The organism is Rhodopseudomonas rhenobacensis, assembly GCF_014203125.1.
Lineage (GTDB): Bacteria > Pseudomonadota > Alphaproteobacteria > Rhizobiales > Xanthobacteraceae > Rhodopseudomonas_A > Rhodopseudomonas_A rhenobacensis.
The window spans coordinates 1-18,648 of the sequence record NZ_JACHIH010000055.1 but is presented as its reverse complement, the minus strand read 5'-3'; the positions used below and the strand labels follow the sequence as shown (position 1 = coordinate 18,648).

The 18,648-nt window shown below is 65.5% G+C and carries 19 protein-coding genes; 15 read left to right on the top strand and 4 right to left on the bottom strand.

What is annotated here, in order from left to right; genetic code table 11:
• Window positions 1-142: 142 nt before the first annotated feature.
• The 11 genes from urtC to HNR60_RS23560 all read left to right on the top strand — a co-directional run bounded on the left by urtC (window position 143) and on the right by HNR60_RS23560 (window position 8,850).
• Window positions 143-1,312 (top strand): urea ABC transporter permease subunit UrtC, encoded by a 1,170-nt coding sequence (gene urtC / locus HNR60_RS23610; RefSeq protein ID WP_184262817.1) that lies wholly within the window; start codon window positions 143-145, stop codon window positions 1,310-1,312.
• Window positions 1,313-1,316: 4 nt separating this feature from the next.
• A complete protein-coding gene (urtD, locus tag HNR60_RS23605; RefSeq protein WP_184262815.1) occupies window positions 1,317-2,081 on the top strand; it encodes an urea ABC transporter ATP-binding protein UrtD in 765 nt (254 codons plus the stop codon).
• A gap of 140 nt (window positions 2,082-2,221) precedes the next feature.
• A complete protein-coding gene (urtE, locus tag HNR60_RS23600) occupies window positions 2,222-2,917 on the top strand; it encodes an urea ABC transporter ATP-binding subunit UrtE (protein ID WP_184262813.1) in 696 nt (231 codons plus the stop codon).
• Window positions 2,918-3,130: 213 nt separating this feature from the next.
• Window positions 3,131-3,961, top strand: coding sequence for an urease accessory protein UreD (locus tag HNR60_RS23595; RefSeq protein WP_184262811.1), 831 nt, complete (start codon window positions 3,131-3,133; stop codon window positions 3,959-3,961).
• Between the two features lie 19 nt (window positions 3,962-3,980).
• A complete protein-coding gene (locus tag HNR60_RS23590; protein ID WP_184262809.1) occupies window positions 3,981-4,283 on the top strand; it encodes an urease subunit gamma in 303 nt (100 codons plus the stop codon).
• A gap of 122 nt (window positions 4,284-4,405) precedes the next feature.
• A complete protein-coding gene (locus tag HNR60_RS23585) occupies window positions 4,406-4,720 on the top strand; it encodes an urease subunit beta (protein ID WP_184262807.1) in 315 nt (104 codons plus the stop codon).
• A 45-nt stretch (window positions 4,721-4,765) separates the two neighbouring features.
• Window positions 4,766-5,050, top strand: a complete 285-nt coding sequence (locus tag HNR60_RS23580) for an AbrB/MazE/SpoVT family DNA-binding domain-containing protein (protein WP_184262796.1) — start codon at window positions 4,766-4,768, stop codon at window positions 5,048-5,050.
• A complete protein-coding gene (locus tag HNR60_RS23575; RefSeq protein WP_184262794.1) occupies window positions 5,047-5,439 on the top strand; it encodes a type II toxin-antitoxin system VapC family toxin in 393 nt (130 codons plus the stop codon). The genes HNR60_RS23580 and HNR60_RS23575 overlap by 4 nt, the downstream gene beginning before the upstream one ends.
• Window positions 5,440-5,452: 13 nt before the next feature.
• Window positions 5,453-7,165: an urease subunit alpha gene (ureC, locus tag HNR60_RS23570; RefSeq protein WP_184262792.1), complete on the top strand. Its 1,713-nt coding sequence runs from the start codon at window positions 5,453-5,455 to the stop codon at window positions 7,163-7,165.
• Window positions 7,166-7,466: 301 nt separating this feature from the next.
• The gene (ureE, locus tag HNR60_RS23565) at window positions 7,467-8,129 is read left to right on the top strand and encodes an urease accessory protein UreE (RefSeq protein ID WP_184262790.1); all 663 of its coding nucleotides are present in this window, start codon (window positions 7,467-7,469) and stop codon (window positions 8,127-8,129) included.
• A complete protein-coding gene (locus HNR60_RS23560) occupies window positions 8,110-8,850 on the top strand; it encodes an urease accessory UreF family protein (protein ID WP_184262788.1) in 741 nt (246 codons plus the stop codon). The genes ureE and HNR60_RS23560 overlap by 20 nt, the downstream gene beginning before the upstream one ends.
• Window positions 8,851-8,854: 4 nt before the next feature.
• Here HNR60_RS23560 and mobA read toward each other — a convergent pair whose 3' ends face one another.
• Window positions 8,855-9,493, bottom strand: a complete 639-nt coding sequence (gene mobA / locus HNR60_RS23555; RefSeq protein ID WP_184262785.1) for a molybdenum cofactor guanylyltransferase MobA — start codon at window positions 9,491-9,493, stop codon at window positions 8,855-8,857.
• 79 nt (window positions 9,494-9,572) lie between these two features.
• Here mobA and HNR60_RS23550 point away from each other — a divergent pair, with 79 nt between their 5' ends.
• On the top strand, window positions 9,573-9,827 hold the full coding sequence (locus HNR60_RS23550) for a sulfurtransferase TusA family protein (RefSeq protein WP_184262819.1): 255 nt from the start codon (window positions 9,573-9,575) through the stop codon (window positions 9,825-9,827).
• A gap of 225 nt (window positions 9,828-10,052) precedes the next feature.
• Window positions 10,053-10,394, top strand: coding sequence for a DUF6496 domain-containing protein (locus tag HNR60_RS23545; RefSeq protein WP_184262783.1), 342 nt, complete (start codon window positions 10,053-10,055; stop codon window positions 10,392-10,394).
• 303 nt (window positions 10,395-10,697) lie between these two features.
• Here the strand turns inward: HNR60_RS23545 and ku are convergent, their stop codons facing one another.
• A complete protein-coding gene (ku, locus tag HNR60_RS23540; protein ID WP_184262781.1) occupies window positions 10,698-11,585 on the bottom strand; it encodes a non-homologous end joining protein Ku in 888 nt (295 codons plus the stop codon).
• Between the two features lie 123 nt (window positions 11,586-11,708).
• Here ku and ligD point away from each other — a divergent pair, with 123 nt between their 5' ends.
• Complete coding sequence (gene ligD / locus HNR60_RS23535) at window positions 11,709-14,510, top strand: DNA ligase D (protein ID WP_347339374.1); 2,802 nt, start codon at window positions 11,709-11,711, stop codon at window positions 14,508-14,510.
• A gap of 17 nt (window positions 14,511-14,527) precedes the next feature.
• Here ligD and HNR60_RS23530 read toward each other — a convergent pair whose 3' ends face one another.
• On the bottom strand, window positions 14,528-14,692 hold the full coding sequence (locus HNR60_RS23530) for a DUF3309 family protein (RefSeq protein WP_011474101.1): 165 nt from the start codon (window positions 14,690-14,692) through the stop codon (window positions 14,528-14,530).
• 180 nt (window positions 14,693-14,872) lie between these two features.
• Here HNR60_RS23530 and HNR60_RS23525 point away from each other — a divergent pair, with 180 nt between their 5' ends.
• Complete coding sequence (locus HNR60_RS23525; RefSeq protein ID WP_184262777.1) at window positions 14,873-15,184, top strand: polyhydroxyalkanoic acid system family protein; 312 nt, start codon at window positions 14,873-14,875, stop codon at window positions 15,182-15,184.
• A gap of 395 nt (window positions 15,185-15,579) precedes the next feature.
• On the opposite strand, the gene treY is transcribed toward HNR60_RS23525, so the two are convergent.
• Window positions 15,580-18,360: a malto-oligosyltrehalose synthase gene (gene treY, locus HNR60_RS23520; RefSeq protein ID WP_184262775.1), complete on the bottom strand. Its 2,781-nt coding sequence runs from the start codon at window positions 18,358-18,360 to the stop codon at window positions 15,580-15,582.
• Window positions 18,361-18,648: the final 288 nt, after the last annotated feature.

Below are 18,648 nucleotides of genomic sequence, written 5' to 3'. Positions count from 1 at the left end.
TCGGCCATCGCAGCAACTCCCTGATCGCTGCAAAATTGAATCATGCCAAAGCAGACATGCCAACCAAAATGAAAGATTCACAGGCTCTGAGGCGCGCGCGCGTAGCGCGGGCCTCGAAGGATGACAGACGCAAGGGCGGCCGATGACCCCCCACATCCTGACCCGCACCCTCGATCGCAGCGCCACGATCTTCCTGATCATCGTCGCCGCGGTCGGCATCCTTCTCCCGTTGTCCAACCTGCTGTTTCCGGAAGGCTCGGCGCTGCACGTGCCGACCTATCTGATGGCGCTGTTCGGCAAATACGTCTGCTACGCACTGTTGGCGCTGTCGATCGACCTGATCTGGGGCTATTGCGGCATTCTCTCGCTCGGCCACGGCGCGTTCTTCGCGCTCGGCGGCTACGCCATGGGCATGTATCTGATGCGCCAGATCGGTCCGCGCGGGGTCTACGGCAACCCGGTGCTGCCGGATTTCATGGTGTTTCTGAACTACCAATCGCTGCCGTGGTACTGGTACGGCTTCGACATGTTCTGGTTCGCCGCGCTGATGGTGATCGTGGTGCCGGGGCTGCTGGCGTTCGGCTTCGGCTGGCTGGCGTTCCGCTCCCGCGTCACCGGCGTGTATCTGTCGATCATCACCCAGGCGATGACCTACGCGCTGTTGCTGGCGTTCTTCCGCAACGATTTCGGCTTCGGCGGCAATAACGGCCTCACCGACTTCAAGGACATCCTCGGCTTCAACGTGCAGGCCGACGGCGCCCGCGCCGCCTTGTTCGCGTTGAGTTGCCTGGCGCTGGCGCTGGGCTTCCTGATCTGCCGCGCGGTCGTGACCTCGAAGCTCGGCAAGGTGCTGATCGCGATCCGCGACGCCGAATCCCGCACGCGTTTCCTCGGCTATCGCGTCGAATCCTACAAGCTGTTCGTGTTCACGCTGTCGGCCTGCATGGCCGGCGTCGCCGGCGCGCTCTATGTGCCGCAGGTCGGCATCATCAATCCGGGCGAATTCGCGCCGGGCAATTCGATCGAGGCGGTGATCTGGGTCGCGGTCGGCGGTCGCGGCACCCTGATCGGCGCGGCACTCGGCGCCGTGGTGGTGAACTACGCCAAGACCGTGTTCACCTCGGGGCCATTGGCGCCCTATTGGCTGTTCATGCTCGGCGCGCTGTTCATCCTGGTGACGCTGCTGTTGCCGAAGGGCATCATCGGCACCTTCAACGCTTGGTGGGAGCCGTGGAAGACCAAGCGCGACAATGCCAATGCCGAAAGTGCTGCGCGCGAAGACGGCGTGATCGAACCGAAGATGGCGGAGTGAGCCGATGAGCATGCTGGAAACCCGCTCGACGCCATCGATGCTCTATCTCGACGGCGTCCACGTTTCGTTCGACGGCTTTCACGCCATCAACAACCTGTCGCTGACGCTTGCTACCGGCGAGATGCGCGCCATCATCGGCCCCAACGGCGCCGGCAAGACCACGATGATGGACATCATCACCGGCAAGACCAAGCCCGACCAGGGCGAGGTCTTGTTCGACGGCAGCGTCGACCTCACCAAGCTCGACGAGACCCAGATTGCCGAACTCGGCATTGGCCGCAAATTCCAGAAGCCGACGGTGTTCGAAAGCCAGACCATCGAGGACAATCTGCTGCTGGCGCTGAACGTCGATCATCGGGTGCGCGGCACGTTGTTCTGGCGCCAGAGCAAGGCGGAGGCCGCGACCATCGAGCGCGTGCTGGAGACCATCCGCTTGACCGACGCGCGCGATCGCCTCGCGGGCTCGTTGTCGCACGGCCAGAAGCAGTGGCTCGAGATCGGCATGTTGCTGGCGCAGGATCCCAAGCTGTTGCTGGTCGACGAGCCGGTCGCCGGCATGACCGACGTCGAAACCCATCAGACGGCAGAGCTTCTCAAAGAAATCAACCGCGACCACAAGACCGTGGTGGTGGTCGAGCACGACATGACCTTCGTGCGCGAACTCGGCGTCAAGGTCACCTGTTTGCACGAAGGCACGGTGCTGGCCGAGGGCACCATCGATCAGGTCTCGGCCAACGATCGCGTGGTCGAAGTGTATTTGGGGCGATGAGAGGGGGGCGAATAGCGAATAGGGAGTAGCGAATAGCGGAATTTAAGTCGTTGCTCTTTTCGGAATTGACCGTTTTCTACGCCACTCGCTACTCCCTATTCGCCATTCGCTATTCGCCACTCGCCCCTTGAGGACAAGCCATGCTGACCGTCGACAACATCAGCCTGTATTACGGCGCGGCGCAGGCGCTGCGCGGCGTTTCGATCGCGGCCGAACCCGGCAAGGTGACCTGCGTGCTCGGCCGCAACGGCGTCGGCAAGACCAGCCTGCTGCGCGCGCTGGTCGGCCAGCAGGCGATCTCAAGCGGCACGATCAGCTTCGACGGCCACGACATCTCCAAGCTGAAGCCCTATGAGCGGGCGCGCCGCGGCATCTCGTTCGTGCCGCAGGGCCGCGAGATTTTTCCGCTGCTCACCGTGGAAGAAAACCTCAAGACCGGCTACGCGCCGCTGAAGCGCGCCGACAAGACCATTCCGGACGACGTGTTCGCGCTGTTTCCGGTGTTGAATACGATGCTGGGCCGACGCGGCGGCGATCTGTCGGGCGGTCAGCAACAGCAGCTCGCGATCGGCCGCGCGCTGGTGATGCGGCCGAAGTTGCTACTGCTCGACGAGCCGACCGAGGGCATCCAGCCCTCGATCATCAAGGACATCGGCCGCGCGATTTCTTATTTGCGCGGGCTCGGCAACATCGCCATCGTGCTGGTCGAGCAGTATCTCGACTTCGCCTGCGAACTCGGCGACAATTTCGCCGTGATGGACCGCGGCGCGGTGAAGTTTTCCTGCGATCGTGCCAGCCTCGATCCCGCGGAGATCAGCCGCCAGATGGCGCTGTAGGAAGTTGATGATCGCGGAATGGCGTGACACGATTTCGGCCTCACCTCTCCCCGCTTGCGGGGAGAGGTCGGATTGCGAAGCAATCCGGGTGAGGGGGCCTTTCAACGAGTCCGCCCATCAATCGACGCCCCCTCACCCCAACCCTCTCCCCGCAAGCGGGGAGAGGGAGCACGCTGCCGCTGTCGCGCTGCCGCGGAAGTCATCCGGCCTGTGATGCCCCTCGACACCGCCGCCGCCGCGATCTTCGCCGCCAACCGCGCGCAGGGCGCGGTGAAGTTCGACGTCAAGCGCGAGGACGGCGTCACCCGCCGCGGCCGGCTGCATGAATCCGGCTCGCTGCGGGTGCGGTTTCCGTCGCCTGAGGCCGACGGCCTGTCGGCGGTGTTCATCAACACCGCGGGCGGCATCGCCGGCGGCGATCGCTTCGACAGCGAGATCGCGGCCGGCGCCGGCACGCGGCTGACGCTGACCACCGCGGCCGCCGAGAAAGTCTATCGCGCGGCCGCCGCACCGGCGCAGATCCGCATCGCGCTGAAGGCCGAGGCCAACGCGCATCTTTGCTGGCTGCCGCAGGAGACCATCCTGTTCGATCGCGCGCGGGTGACCCGCAGCATCGACATCGATCTGGCCGACAGCGCCTCGCTGCTGCTCTGCGAGATCGTGGTGTTCGGCCGCGCCGCGATGGGCGAAAAGATGCTGTCCGGCGAATTCGTCGACCGCTGGCGGCTGCGTCGCGGCGGCAAACTGGTGTTCGCCGAAACCGTGCGGCTCGACGGCGACATCGGCATGATGCTGGCGCGGCCGGCGGTCGCGGGTGGCGCTGCGGCGATCGGCACTGCGCTGATCGTGCCCGGCGACGAAGCGCTGGTGCAACGAATTCGCGACACCGCGCCGCGCTTTCGCGGCGAGGTCGGGATTTCCGCCTGGAATGGAATTGCAATGGCGCGGTTCTGTGCTCAAGATGGCGCGCGGCTGCGCGCCGACATGATGGCGGTGCTCGGCTGTGCCAGCGGCACCGCGTTGCCGCGGCTGTGGCTAGCTTAGTGATCGATCGAGTGTCCGCATGAATCTTTCCCCCCGTGAAAAAGACAAACTCCTGATCTCGATGGCGGCGATGGTGGCGCGGCTGCGCCTCGCCCGCGGCGTCAAGCTCAACCACCCCGAAGCCATCGCGATCATTTCCGATTTCATCGTCGAGGGCGCCCGCGATGGCCGCAGCGTTGCCGAGCTGATGCAGGCCGGCGCCGAGGTGATTACGCGCGCGCAGTGCATGGACGGCATTGCCGAAATGATCCACGACATCCAGGTCGAGGCCACGTTCCCCGACGGCACCAAGCTCGTCACCGTGCACCAGCCGATCAGGTAGGTCGCCGATGTGCTTCGGTCGCTTCGGTCCACCCAGGTTGATGTCCTCATGGTGAGGAGCCCGGCGAAGCTCGCAGAGCGCAGCCGGGCGTCTCGAACCATGAGCCCGCAGGAGAACACCCCATGATCCCCGGCGAACTGTTGATCCAGCACGGCGAGATCGAGCTCAACGCCGACCGCGAAACCGTGACGCTGAGCGTCGCCAATGCCGGCGACCGGCCGATCCAGGTCGGCTCGCACTACCATTTCTTCGAGACCAATCCGGCGCTGCAATTCGACCGCGCCAAGGCCCGTGGCATGCGGCTCGATATCGCCGCCGGCACCGCGGTGCGCTTCGAGCCCGGCCAGAGCCGCGAGGTGCAGCTGGTGGCGCTGGCCGGCAAGCGCGAGGTCTACGGCTTCCGCGGCGAGGTGATGGGGAAGCTCGACAAGGCTTGATGGGCCGCGGTGTAAGGACTACCTTAGATGTAAGGAGTTTCAGCGATGTCTTACAAGGCCTCTGCAACCGTTACGTCGAAGGGACAGGTTACCTTGCCGGCCTCGATCCGCGAGCGCTTGGGGGTGACGGCTGGTGATCGCCTCGACTTCGATCTGTCTGCGTCCGGCAAACTCACGGTCACCGCGGTGAAGCGCCGCAGCATTTTCGAGAATTTCGACGAGCTGCAGTTGCCGTCACGCGGACGACCGGGGACGAGGAAAGATATCGACGATGCGATCGCCGCGACGATCATCGAGAAATTCCCGCGACCGGGCAGGCGGCGGGGATGATCGCGATCGATACCAACGTTCTGCTGCGCTTCTTCGAGACGGCCGACAACGCCGCTCAGACCACTGCGGCACGGAACCTGGTTCGATCGCAAGGCAGCGTGTTCATCAATCCGGTGGTGTTGGTGGAGTTCGTCTGGGCGTTGCGCGCGTCGTTCGGGCTCGATCGAACGGCGATCCATGCGCGATTGCAGCGCATCGTTGCGGCCCCGGAGTTCGTCCTGCCATTTGCTCCGTCGATCGAGCGCGCGGTGGAGCAATACGGCAAAGGGCTTGCCGACTTTGCCGACTGTATGATCGGTGAACTCAACCTTGCCTTCGGATGCGAAGCGACCATGACGTTCGACAAGAAGGCTGCCCGGACCCTCCCATTCCGGTCGCTCAAAACTTAGCAAGGACCTAGCCATGTCCGTGAAAATCCCGCGCTCCGTCTATGCCGACATGTTCGGTCCCACCACCGGCGATCGGGTGCGGCTCGCCGATACCGACTTGATCATCGAGGTGGAGAGGGATTTCACCCACTACGGCGAAGAGGTGAAGTTCGGCGGCGGCAAGGTGATCCGCGACGGCATGGGGCAGAGCCAGGTCAGCAACGCGCACGGCGCCGCCGACACCGTGATCACCAATGCGCTGATCGTCGATCACTGGGGCATCGTCAAAGCCGACGTCGCCTTGAAGGACGGCCACATCGCCGCGATCGGCAAGGCCGGCAATCCGGACATCCAGCCCGGCGTCACCATCATCATCGGCCCCGGCACCGACATCATCGCCGGCGAGGGCAAGATCCTCACCGCCGGAGGCTTCGACAGCCACATCCATTTCATCTGCCCGCAGCAGATCGAGCACGCGCTGATGAGCGGCGTCACCTCGATGCTGGGCGGCGGCACCGGCCCGTCGCACGGCACCTTCGCCACCACCTGCACGCCGGGGCCGTGGCACCTCGGCCGGATGATCCAGTCGTTCGACGCGTTTCCGGTCAATCTCGGGCTGGCCGGCAAGGGCAACGCCTCGCAGCCCGCGGCGCTGAAGGAGATGATCGAGGCCGGCGCCTGCGCGCTGAAGCTGCACGAGGACTGGGGCACCACGCCGGCGGCGATCGACAATTGCCTCACCGTCGCCGACGACTACGACGTCCAGGTGATGATCCATTCCGACACGCTGAACGAAAGCGGCTTCGTCGAGGACACCATCAAGGCATTCAAGGGCCGCACCATTCACGCCTTCCACACCGAGGGCGCCGGCGGCGGCCACGCGCCGGACATCATCAAGGTCGCGGGGCTTGCCAACGTGCTGCCGTCGTCGACTAATCCAACCCGGCCGTTCACCAAGAACACCATCGACGAACATCTCGACATGCTGATGGTGTGCCACCATCTCGATCCGTCGATCGCCGAGGACCTGGCGTTCGCCGAGAGCCGGATCCGCAAGGAGACCATCGCGGCGGAGGATATTCTCCACGACCTCGGCGCGCTGTCGATGATGTCGTCGGACAGTCAGGCGATGGGCCGGCTCGGCGAGGTGATCATCCGCACCTGGCAGACCGCCGACAAGATGAAGAAGCAGCGCGGCTCGCTGCCGCAGGATAGCGCGCGTAACGACAATTTCCGGGTCAAGCGCTACATCGCCAAATACACCATCAATCCGGCGATCGCGCACGGCGTGTCGCGGCTGATCGGCTCGATCGAGCAGGGCAAGCTCGCCGATCTGGTGCTGTGGTCGCCGGCGTTCTTCGGCGTCAAGCCGGACCTGATCATCAAGGGCGGCTCGATCGTCGCGGCCCCGATGGGCGATCCGAATGCGTCGATCCCCACCCCGCAGCCGGTGCATTACCAGCCGATGTTCGCCGCCTATGGTCGCTCGCTGTTCGCCTCCTCGGTGGTGTTCACCTCGCAGGCCGCGGTGGCGGAGGGCCTCGCCAAGCAGCTCGGCATCCAGAAAGCGCTCTACGCGGTGGAGAACACCCGCGGCGGAATTTCCAAGAAGAGCATGATCCACAACGACGCCACGCCCGACATCGAGGTCGATCCGGAGACCTACGAGGTCCGCGCCGACGGCGAACTGTTGACCTGCGCCCCGGCCGAGGTGCTGCCGATGGCGCAGCGCTATTTCATGTATTGAGGTTCGTATTGAGGCTTGCGTGCCCCGGATGCAGGGCAGCGCGCCGCGAAGCGGCGTGGTGCGCTGCAGAGCCGGGGCCGTTACGCAACGCGGCGCTTGCAAAGGTCCCGGCTCACGGCGCAGCGCCAAGGCGCTGCACCGCGTCCGGGACACAGCAGGCGCGGACGCCGCAAAACAATCGCTTCAATCCCGACCGCCCAGCCCGTATTGTCCGGCCGGCCGCAAGCGACGGGCGAAGCTGACCTGCTGCAATCGTCGAGCCGTCGCCGGCGGCGATCAGGTCGAGAACAGTGAGAGACAAATGATCCGCGCAACGCACGTCAAAGGCCAGCATCGTTGGAATGAGGCCGCGGCCGACACCGTGGTGCTGGATTTCGACGACCGGCATCGCCGGCGCACCGCAATGGTCGGCACCCGCGGCCTGCAATTCCTGCTCGATCTCGAACACGCAGTGGCGCTGCGCGGCGGCGACGCGTTGGTGCTGGAAGATGGCCGCATGATCGAAGTGGTGGCCGCCGCCGAGCCGCTGATCGAAATCCGCTGCAAGGATCCGCAGCAATTGGTCCGCGTCGCTTGGCATCTCGGCAACCGCCACCTGCCGACGCAGCTGATGGCAAAGGGCCTGCGGATCCGCCGCGATCACGTCATCGAGGCGATGCTGCAAGGGCTCGGCGCGAAAATCGTTGAGATCGAGGCGCCGTTCGATCCGGAAGGCGGTGCCTACGCGCAGCCGGCCGAGCCCGGCCATGATCATTCCGGGCACGATCACGCGCATCATGATCACGCCCACCACGATCATGATCACGGCGAGCACGCGCAGCACGATCATGCGCACCACGACCATGCCCACCACGATCACGCGCCGCACGACCATGCTGCGCACGCGCATGACGATCACCACGTCCACGACGAGCATTGCGGCCATGATCATCACGGCCTCGCCCATGCTCACGACCACAAGTAGCACCGACGAGGCCGCGCCGGCCGACGCGGCGCTGTCGGCCGCGCAGGGCGCTGCTCTCTATCGCTTGATGACCTGGCTGTCGCCGGCGTTTCCGGTCGGCGCGTTTTCCTATTCCAGCGGCATCGAATGGGCGGTGGAGGCGGGCGACATCGTCGACGCGCCGACGCTGCAGGATTGGCTTTGCGCGATGCTGCGTCATGGCGCCGGCTTCTGCGACGCCGTGTTGCTGGCGCATGCGCATCGCGCCGCCGCCGCGCAGGATCACGCCGCGCTCGGCGAGGTCGCCGAGCTGGCTTGTGCTTACGCGCCGTCGCGCGAGCGCCATCTGGAGACCACGGCGCAAGGTCGAGCGTTCATCGAGATCGCCCGCGCGGCCTGGCACAGCGCGCGCCTCGATGCGGCGATCAGCGCTTGTGACGGCATGACCGCCTATCCGGTCGCGGTCGGCCTGGTCAGCGCCGCGCATGGTGTGCCGCTCGCCGCGACGCTGCACGGCTTTCTGCACGCGGTGGTGTCGAACTGGATTTCCGCAGGCTCCCGGCTCGTGCCGCTCGGGCAGACCGCCAGTCAGCGTTTGATCGCGGCCCTCGAGCCGGTGGTGATCGGCACCGGCGCCCGCGCCTTGATAGCAAGCCTCGACGATCTCGGCGGCGCGACGTTTCGCGCCGATCTCGCCGGGATGCGCCACGAGGCGCAATACACCCGGCTGTTTCGTTCGTAGTCGATCAATCGCGATCGAGCTTGGCCAGCGCTTCGGCTTCGGCGAGGTCGTCGCTGGTGTTGGCGTTGAAGAACGGATCGAACGGCTGCGTCGGCCACGCCACGGTGGCGACCTGATAGCGCGCGAGGAATGCGCCGACCTTGCGCAGGCCTTCGTCGCTGAGCGCCGTGCGCAGCCGCTCGCGCTCGCCGACGTCCCACAGCCCGACCACCGGATGCGAGCGGCCGCCGGACGCAGCCACCGCGAATTGCGCGTGCTGTTCGCTCAGCGCGCGCTGTAGCCGCGCCAAAAGATCGCGCGGCAGGAACGGACAATCGGCCGGCGCGCTCAGCAGGAAGCGGACCTCGGGGCGGTGCGCGGCCGCCCAGTCGAGCCCGGCCAGCACGCCGGCCAACGGCCCGGCGAATCCGGCGACGCTGTCGGCGACCACCGGCAGGCCGAACTCGGCGAATCGCGCCGGATCGCCGTTGGCGTTGAGCAGCAGGCTATCGCACTGCGGCATCAGCCGCGCGATCACGCGTTGCAGCAGACTGCGGCCGGCGATGCTGCGCAGCGGCTTGTCGCCGCCGCCGAGCCGGCGCGCCAAGCCGCCGGCGAGAATCACCGCGGGAATCGTCGAAAGGTCGTCGGCAGGCTGGGTCATGCGGCGCCGTTGATAGCACTACGATAGATCAACGGCCAAGATGATTGACGCGGCCGCGGTCCTTCGCCATCGTCATTTCATGACCACGACAACGCTTGATCTCACCGGGCTGAAATGCCCGCTTCCCGCCCTGCGTACCCGCAAGGCGTTGAAGACCATGCACAGCGGCGACCTCCTGGAGGTCTGCTGCACCGATCCTCTGTCTGTCATCGATATTCCTAATCTGGTGATCGAAACAGGTGATCGCGTCGAAATCCGCGAACGCGGCGAACGGCGCATCGTGTTTCTGATCGAGAAGCTCGGCGCGGTCGAGCTCGAAGCCGGCTCCGACTGAGCGATCAGCTCCGCCATCTCGGCGCCGGCAACCGCGCCGCCTAGGGCAGCGTGCGCGATGCGATCGCGGGTCTGCGACTCCTGGGATGCGTGCAGCAGCTGTCCGGCAGAGCAGTCTCGCGCAAGACTACTTCGATCGCCTGTTGCATCCTGCGCTTAGCTCTGGCTGCGGTCACGGAACCATCGGTATGGATGGAAATTAGTCCGGACAACGGAGGAGCGCAGCATGGCCCGGAAGTACTCGAAGAAGGCGGCGGCGAAAGTCGAGCGCGCAGTCAAGAAAACCAAGGCGGGCACGTTGAAGAGCGGCCGCTCCGGCAAGACGGTGAAGAGCCGCAAGCAGGCGATCGCGATCGGACTGTCGGAGGCGCGCGCCGAAGGCAAGAAGGTGCCGCCGAAGAAGACATCCAAGAAGGCCGGCAAAAAATCCGGCGCGAAGAACGCCGCTGCCAAGAAATCTGGTCGCAAGACCTCGACGGCGAAGGCCGGAGCCAAGACATCCAAAGCGAAGACATCCAAGGCGAAGACATCCAAAGCCAAGAAGTCGAAGGCGAGGGCCTCGAAGTAGCAGACCTCGGCAAAGACTTTTGCCGGGCGTGAACTGTGTTATCAGCCGCCCCGGCGCTTCAAAATATGCCACCGTCATTCCGGGGCGCGAGCAGCTTCAGCTGCGAGCGAACCCGGAATCTTGCTGCGCTGGAAGGCGTCATACCTGTTGCGAGATTCCGGGTTCGCTCGGGCTATCGCCCTCGCGCCCCGGAATGACGGTTCGGTGTGGATTTAGTGTATCCAATTACACTGCGCGGAAATGCATCGCGGCGCAATTTGGCGGACGGCCATCGTTCGGAAATGACCAAGCGCTATTCGCCGATCAGCTCGCCTTGCGACGTCGCGCCGGAGCGCGTTGCGCTTTCGCCGCCCGGCCGCGCCGCGCCGGCTGGGCGCGCCGTGGTGCCGCGGCGTCGGCCTTGCTGCCCTTGCCGCCCTTCAAACTCTGCTTCAGCGCGTCCATCAGGCTGATGACGTTGTCGGACTTCTCCTCGGGCTCGGCGATCTTCAACGGCTTGCCGGCGGCCTTGCGCTTCACCAGCGCCTTCAGCGCGGTCTCGTAATCGTCCTTGAATTTCGACGGATCGAAATGCGCCGCCTTGCTGTCCAGGATGTGCGACGCCAGCTCGATCATGTCCTTGGAGATTTTCGGATTCTTGATGCCGTCGAAATAATCGTCGGCGTCGCGCAGCTCGTAGGGATAGCGCAGCGTGGTGCCGAGCAGGCCCTTGCCGAACGGCTCGATGGCGATGACGTGCTCGCGGTTGGTCAGCACGATGCGCGCCAGCGCCACGCGGTCCTTGTCCTTCATGGCATCGCGGATCACCGCGAAGGCGTCGACCCCGGCCTTGCCGTCCGGCACGATGTAGTACGGGTGGTTGAGATAGCGCTTCTCGATTTCGTCGGCCGGCACGAAGCTGTCGATCTCGATGGTGTGAGTGCTCTCGATCTGCACCGCGTCGAGTTCGTCCTTTTCGATCTCGATGAACTTGCCCTTGCTGATCTCGTAGCCGCGCGCCTTCTGGTCTTTCTTCACGACGTCGCCGGTTTCCTTGTCGACCATCTGCTGCTTCAGCCGGTTGCCGGTCTCGGCGTTGATCATGTGGAAGCGGGTCTTCTCGACGCTGGTCGATGCCGGGTACAGCGCCACCGGGCATGTCACCAGCGACAGCTTCAGCGAGCCTTTCCAGTAGGCGCGGGGGGTGGCCATAACGTCTCCAGAGCTGGGGTCGGCGCGACACGGGCGCGTCGCGCAAAGGCGGAACTTCAACAGCAATTGCGGGTTTTGGTTCCGAGTTGTTGAATGGCTCGCCCAGCACGCAGAGGATTTCCCGTGACGCTCGACAACCTCAAGCTCTATCGCAAGAAACGCGACTTCGAGAAGACCGCTGAGCCGAGCGGCGAAGCGAAGGTCGCGCCGTCGCAGCGGCGGCGTTTCGTGATCCAGAAGCACGACGCCACAAGGCTGCATTACGATCTGCGGCTGGAGTTTGACGGCGTGTTCAAGTCGTGGGCGGTGACGCGCGGGCCGTCGCTCGATCCGCACGACAAGCGGCTCGCGGTCGAGGTCGAAGATCATCCGCTCGATTACGGCGATTTCGAAGGCACCATTCCGGAAGGCCAGTACGGCGGCGGCACGGTGCAGCTGTGGGATCGCGGTTACTGGGAAGCCGAGGATCCGGAGCGCGGCTTCAAGACCGGCGATCTCAAATTCACGTTGCATGGCGAGAAGCTGCAGGGCAGCTTCGTGCTGGTGCGGATGCGCAACGACCGCACCGGCGGCAAGCGCACCAACTGGCTGTTGATCAAGCACCGCGACGACTACGCGAAAGAGGGCGCCGCCAACGACATCCTCGCGCAGGACGCTTCGGTTGCATCCGGCCGCGCGATGGCACAGATCGCCGCCGGCAAGGGCCGCGCGCCAAAGCCGTTCATGCTGCGCGCCGCGCGCGCCAAGGCGGACGCGGTGTGGGACTCCAATCATGGCCTCGCGGCCGACGCGCGCGCCGAGCGCGACACTCCGACGGCGCGCCGCGCTAAGCCCTCGCGGGCGGCGAAGCCCGCCAAGGTGGCTGCGAAAAAGCCGGCAGCGAAGCAAGCGACCACCAAGAAGTCGACAGCGGACGAAGCCAAGCAGGCGAAGGCCAAACCGGCCAAGCGGGCGAAAGCCGTTGCCAAGATGCCGGACTTCATCGCCCCGCAGCTCTGTACCTCGGTCGAGCGGCCGCCCGGCACGGAAGGCTGGTGCCACGAGATCAAGTTCGACGGCTACCGCATGCAGCTGCGTGTCGAGGACGGCAAAGCCACGCTGAAGACCCGCAAGGGGCTGGACTGGACGCGGAAATTCCAGGCCGTCGCCGACGAGGCCGCAGCATTGCCGGATTGCATCATCGATACCGAGGTGGTCGCGCTTGATGCCGGCGGCGCGCCGGATTTCGCCGCGTTGCAGGCGGCGTTGTCGGACGAGAACACCGACAACCTGATCTGCTTTGCGTTCGACCTGTTGTTCGCCGAGGGCGAGGATCTGCGGGGGCTGCCGCTCGGCGAGCGCAAGCAACGTCTGCAAGAGATGCTTGAGACCGCGCGCGGTCGCCGCAAGGCCAGCGTGATCCGCTACGTCGAGCATTTCGAAAGCGGCGGCGACGCGATCCTGCAATCGGCCTGCAGGATGTCGCTGGAAGGCATCGTCTCGAAGAAGCTCGACGCGCCGTATCGCTCCGGGCGCAGCGACAGCTGGACCAAGGCGAAGTGCCGCGCCGGCCATGAGGTGGTGATCGGCGGCTGGAAGAGCAACGCCGGCAAATTCCGCTCGCTGTTGGTCGGCGTGCACCGCGACGATCATCTCGCTTATGTCGGCATTGTCGGTACCGGCTTCGGCCAGGACATGGTGAAGCGGATCATGCCGGCGCTGAAGGCGAATGCTTCGAACGAAAACCCGTTTGGCGGCAAGACCGCGCCGAAGAAGACCAGCGAGGTGCATTGGCTGCAGCCGGAGCTGGTGGCGGAGATCGAATTCGCCGGCTTCACCGGCGCCGGCATGGTGCGGCAGGCCGCGTTCAAGGGGCTGCGGCAGGACAAGCCGGCCGCGGAGGTCGAAGCCGAAACGCCGAAAAGGACCGCGATCGCCGAGCCGAAACCGCAGCGCGGCAAAGCCAAGGCTGCGTCCGACAAGGCTACATCCACCAAGGCCACGCCTGTGAAGGGCCCCGCGAAAGCCCGGCCCGGCCAGCCGTCGCCGGTGATGGGCGTCACCATCTCCAAGCCCGACAAACAGCTGTGGCCCGACGCCGGCGACGGCGAGCCGGTGACCAAGCTCGATCTGGCGCGCTACTTCGAGGCGGTCGGCGAATGGATGCTGCCGCATATCAAGGGCCGGCCATGCTCGATCGTGCGCGCGCCGGACGGCATCAAGGGCGAGCAGTTCTTCCAGCGCCACGCCATGCCGGGCACCTCGAGCCTGTTGGAGCTGGTCACCGTGTCCGGCGACCGCAAGCCCTATCTGCAGGTCGATCGCGTCGAGGGGCTGGCCGCGGTGGCGCAGATCGGCGGGCTGGAGCTACACGCCTGGAATTGCGCGCCGGATGCGCCCGACGTCCCCGGCCGCTTCGTGTTCGATCTCGATCCGGCGCCGGATGTCGGGTTCGGCGAGGTGGTGGCGGCGGCGAAGGAGATGCGCGAGCGCTTGACGGCGTTGGGACTGGAGAGTTTCTGCAAGACCACCGGCGGCAAGGGCCTCCATGTGGTGACGCCGCTCAGCAAGGCCGACGACGTCGATTGGAAACAGGCCAAGGCGTTCACGCAAGCGGTGTGCCGGCAGATGGCCGAGGACAGCCCGCAGCGCTATCTGCTCAACATGTCGAAGAAGCTGCGCGAGGGAAAGATCTTCCTGGACTATCTGCGCAACGACCGCATGGCGACCGCGGTGGCGGTGCTGTCGCCGCGCGCGCGCGAGGGCGCGACGGTGTCGATGCCCTTGACCTGGACGCAGGTGAAAGGCGATCTCGATCCGAAACGATTTACACTACGCACCGTGCCCGCACTGTTGGCGAAAACCAAAGCCTGGGCCGATTATGATCAGGCAGCCACCCCGCTGAAAGCCGCACTCAAGAAGCTGGCTTCCAGCGGGGCGACGTAGCGCTTAGATTTTGGTGCTTAGAGCTTGCCGAGCAACAGAAGGATCAGCAGGATCACGATGATCAGGCCGAGGCCGCCGCCGCCGTAATAGCCGGTGCCGTAGAACGGGCCGCCGCCGACGCCGCTGAAGCCGCCGAGCAGCGCGATGACCAGGATGATCAGGATGATTGTTCCGATTGACATTTTCTTCTCCTCAACCCGACGGTCCGCACAAATGCCCCGCCGCGACCACTCGAAAACGTCCATCTCAATTGAAGGTTCCGCCGATTGAACCGGCTGACCTACCTCTGTTTACCGCGCGCCTCTGTTTTTTCGCGGGTTGCGGCCTACATGATTAGTAGCCCCTCACAAGGATCACCGCTTATGTCAACACCGCTTGTCGTTTCGATTCCGCATCAGCTCGGCCGCGAGGAAGCCCGGCGCCGGCTGCAATCCGGCCTCTCCCGCGCGGCGACCAATGTTCCGGTGCTCAAGGTCGACGAGGAGAGCTGGGAAGGCGACCGCATGATCTTTCGGGTCCGCGCCCTCGGCCAGGCCGCAGCCGGCCGCGTCGACATCGCCGACGACCACGTCCGGCTGGAAGTCGTGCTGCCGTGGCTACTGCAGAAATTCGCCGAAGCGGCGCAGTCCGCGATCAAGCAGCGCGGCCATCTGTTGCTGGAGAAGAAGCGCTGAACAGACGTCGCGTCGAGCAGCTACACTGTCTCGTTGCGGCATAGCCGTCAGAATGCAGCCGTCATTCCGGATTGCGAGTTCGCAAGAACGAGCAAGTCCGGAATCCATATCCCCCGCAGGGGTTATGGATCCCGGGCTCGCTCGCAGCTGTCGCTGCTCGCGCCCCGGGATGACGGCGCGAAGAGTGCAATCGTCCCAAGTAATCGCACCAAGTAATCGTCCCAAGTAATCGTCCGAACCCGCGAAGCGGCAAAAAGTAGGCTTTCGTTAAGCCGAATTCGCCAGCCTGAGGCGGCGGAGCAGGGAACCGAACTACGTGTTCGGCACGACCTCCGCCAGGCCGCCCGGCCTCGATCCCGGGCGGCCTTTGGAGTTTGTGTCGGCGGGCGCCGGTGTCAGTCCTTCCGCGTGGCGCGCAGCCGGGTCGCGCTCAAGGCGCCTTTGAAGCGCGCCGGCCGCACCGCCGCCGGCATCTGCGCGAACAGCGCGGACAGCTGCAGCGGCGCGCCGTCGACCTCGTAGTGCTCGGCGATCACCGTGCCCTCGAAGGCCGCCGGCGCCGGCCAGCGCCGGCCGTCATTGGTTGCCGCGGCCATGGCCTTGGCCACCACCACGATGACGGCGTTGCGCTCATGGCGTCGCGCAAACGCGATCACCCGGTCGGCGTGCGGCCCGCTGACCGGCAACGGCTCGTAGCTGCCGTTCAGGAACAACTCGGGCTGTTCGGCGCGCAGCTTCAACAGCTGCCGGGTCCAGGCGAGCTTGATGCGGCCGTCCTGCCACTGCGCGGCGAGCTCGCTCCAATCCGGTTGCTCGAGGCTCTGCAGCGCTTTGTTGCGCGCGGCAAAATCCACCGGCCGCCGGTTGTCGGGATCGACCAGCGAGGTGTCCCAGAACTCGGTGCCCTGATAGAAATCCGGCACGCCGGGCAGCATCGCCTTCAGCGTCAGCTGGCTCAGCGAATTCAGCGCGCCGAGCAGCGCCACGCGCTGCACCAGCGCCTGCATCTGGCCGATGAATTCTCCGGCCGCGGCTGGATCGAGGATCCGCGCCAGGAAGGTGTTGAGCCCCTCTTCGTACTCCTGATTGGGATTGAGCCAGCTGGTTTCCTGCTTGCCCTCGCGCGCCGCCTTCAGCGCATAGGCCTGCATGCGGTCGAGGAAATCCTTATCGCCGTCGAGCGGCCAGGCGCCGAGCAGCGCCTGATACAGCATGTATTCGAACGGCGCCGAGGGCGTTCGGGCGTCGCCCTTGATGACCAGATGCGACGCGTTCAGGAGCTTCCATTTCGCCACCAATGCCGACCATTCGCCGGGGATTTCGGCGAGCGCCAACAGCCGCGCGCGCGCATCCTCGCCGCGCTTAGTGTCATGGGTAGCGGTCGCGGTCATGCCGTGCGGCCAATCGATCGCGCGCTTGCGCATGGTCTCGTGGAAGCTGTCGATCGACAGCGCGTTCGCCGCGGCGTCGCCGCCGACTTCGTTCAGCGCCAGCAGCCGGTGGTAGCGATAGAACGCGGTGTCCTCCAGCGACTTCGCCATGGTCGGGCCGGTGAACTGCTGCAGCTTCAGCGCAAAGCGCCGCACCCGCGGCTTGGAATGCGCGGCGCGGCCGGGCTTGATCAGATCCAGCGTCAGCACGTCGCGGAGAAAATCGAAGATGCCTTCGTCGGCGTTGAACCAGTCGGCGCGCGCCTTCTCGATGGTCTGCGCGATCAACTCGCGGTCGAGTTCGGTCGGCCCGGCCGCCGTCAAGTAAGTGCGATAGACCGGGAAGTGCAGCACGTAGAGTTCGAGGATCTGCCGCAGATTGTCGGCGGAGAAATCCCGTGTCGAATAATGCCCGCCGGCGATCCGTGCCAACAGCCGCGACAGCACGGTGAATTCGCTGAGCAGCAGGGTTTCCAGCACCCGGCGCTTGGCTTCTTTCAACACCGGGGCGAATTTCGGCGGCGTGTTGCTGATCTGGCGCCAGACCTCATCGAGCGCGGGAAGCCCATTGCCGTCGACCAGCACCTGGGTGATCACGTTCATCCATTCATAGCCGGTGGTGCCGTGCACCCCGGTGAAGCGGCGCAGGCTCTCGTCTTCGCCGAGAATCTTTTCGATCACCATGTAGAACGGCGTGGTGGCGTCGCCGCGCGCCTCGCGCAGCAGCCGGCGCAGCCGCTGGAAATATTGCGCGGGATCGCGCAGCCCGTCGATGTGGTCGAGCCGCAGCCCCTGCAACTTGTCTTCGGCGATCAGCCGGCGCACCAGCTGATGGATCGCCTCGAAAGTGCCGGCGTCCTCGACCCGCAGCCCGGCGAGGCTGTTGACGTCGAAGAACCGCCGATAGTTGATCTCGCTGGAGGCGAGCCGCCAATGCCCGAGCTTGTAGTGCTGGCGTTCCAGCAGCAGGTGCAGCGCCTGGGTCTGGGTCGGGCGATCGCGGCCGGCGCGATAGGCGTCGAGCCCGCGCGCGATGAGCGCCGCGCTGCCCGGAATGCGCTTCAAGGCGTCCTTGAATTCGGGCGCCGCTGTGCGGTCGGGCTGCCGTGGCCCCTGATAGCGCTGCGCGAGGTCGAGGATGGCGCGGCCGGCGGGTTGATCCTCGGCCTCGGCGGTCTTCACCGCGTTGCGCAGCACTTCGCCGTAGCGCTGCGGCGCGATCGGCAGCCGATGCTCGAAGTACCAGGCCGACAGGCTGCCCTGCTCGGCGTCGTAGCGCAGTTCGATGTCGCCGCGCTCCAGCGCCTCGCCGTAGGAGGTGCCGATGATCGGCAGCAGCACGCCGCCGCGCGGCCGATGCGGCAGGATATCCCAATCGATGTCGAACGAAGCGGCGTGCGGCGAGGCCGGTCCCCATTCCAGCACGTCGAGCCACCACGGATTGTCGGCGTAATGCACGCCGACATGATTGGGCACGAAGTCCAGGATCAGCCCGAGATCGTTCTGTTTCAGCGTCGCCGACAGCCGCTCGAAGCCGTCGTCGCCGCCGAGCTCGGGATTGAGCTTGGTGTGATCGACGATGTCGTAGCCGTGGGTGGAGCCCTTGCGCGCCGTCATGAATGGCGACGCGTACAGGTGGGTGATGCCCAGCGATTTCAGATAGGGGACGATGGCGGCGGCATCGTCGAAGCCGAAATCGGCGGTCAATTGCACGCGGTAGGTGGCGGTCGGAATGGCAGGCGGCATGAGGTCTCTTCGCAGCGGCAGGTTTCCGCCGGCGGCGGATCACCCAAGCAAATCGCAGCGCGGGAGATTGGTTCCGTTGCTGCGCCGGCTCCGAGCACAGCTTCACCTCTCCCCGCTTGCGGGGAGAGGTCGACCCGGCGAAGCGAAAGCGAAGCCGGGTCGGGTGAGGGGGCGCCTCGGCATAACGCGGCGCCCCCCCCCCCCCCCCCCCCCGCCGGGGGGGGGGGCCCCCCCCCCCCCCCCCAACCCGGGGGGGGGGGATTGCCCGCCCCCGCGCTAAAAAAAACG

Coding starts and splice junctions, on each gene's coding strand:
- urtC (WP_184262817.1), top strand. CDS start 143: ATGACCCCCCACATCCTGACCCGCACCCTCGATCGCAGCGCCACGATC.
- urtD (WP_184262815.1), top strand. CDS start 1,317: ATGAGCATGCTGGAAACCCGCTCGACGCCATCGATGCTCTATCTCGAC.
- urtE (WP_184262813.1), top strand. CDS start 2,222: ATGCTGACCGTCGACAACATCAGCCTGTATTACGGCGCGGCGCAGGCG.
- HNR60_RS23595 (WP_184262811.1), top strand. CDS start 3,131: ATGCCCCTCGACACCGCCGCCGCCGCGATCTTCGCCGCCAACCGCGCG.
- HNR60_RS23590 (WP_184262809.1), top strand. CDS start 3,981: ATGAATCTTTCCCCCCGTGAAAAAGACAAACTCCTGATCTCGATGGCG.
- HNR60_RS23585 (WP_184262807.1), top strand. CDS start 4,406: ATGATCCCCGGCGAACTGTTGATCCAGCACGGCGAGATCGAGCTCAAC.
- HNR60_RS23580 (WP_184262796.1), top strand. CDS start 4,766: ATGTCTTACAAGGCCTCTGCAACCGTTACGTCGAAGGGACAGGTTACC.
- HNR60_RS23575 (WP_184262794.1), top strand. CDS start 5,047: ATGATCGCGATCGATACCAACGTTCTGCTGCGCTTCTTCGAGACGGCC.
- ureC (WP_184262792.1), top strand. CDS start 5,453: ATGTCCGTGAAAATCCCGCGCTCCGTCTATGCCGACATGTTCGGTCCC.
- ureE (WP_184262790.1), top strand. CDS start 7,467: ATGATCCGCGCAACGCACGTCAAAGGCCAGCATCGTTGGAATGAGGCC.
- HNR60_RS23560 (WP_184262788.1), top strand. CDS start 8,110: ATGCTCACGACCACAAGTAGCACCGACGAGGCCGCGCCGGCCGACGCG.
- mobA (WP_184262785.1), bottom strand. CDS start 9,493: ATGACCCAGCCTGCCGACGACCTTTCGACGATTCCCGCGGTGATTCTC.
- HNR60_RS23550 (WP_184262819.1), top strand. CDS start 9,573: ATGACCACGACAACGCTTGATCTCACCGGGCTGAAATGCCCGCTTCCC.
- HNR60_RS23545 (WP_184262783.1), top strand. CDS start 10,053: ATGGCCCGGAAGTACTCGAAGAAGGCGGCGGCGAAAGTCGAGCGCGCA.
- ku (WP_184262781.1), bottom strand. CDS start 11,585: ATGGCCACCCCCCGCGCCTACTGGAAAGGCTCGCTGAAGCTGTCGCTG.
- HNR60_RS23530 (WP_011474101.1), bottom strand. CDS start 14,692: ATGTCAATCGGAACAATCATCCTGATCATCCTGGTCATCGCGCTGCTC.
- HNR60_RS23525 (WP_184262777.1), top strand. CDS start 14,873: ATGTCAACACCGCTTGTCGTTTCGATTCCGCATCAGCTCGGCCGCGAG.
- treY (WP_184262775.1), bottom strand. CDS start 18,360: ATGCCGCCTGCCATTCCGACCGCCACCTACCGCGTGCAATTGACCGCC.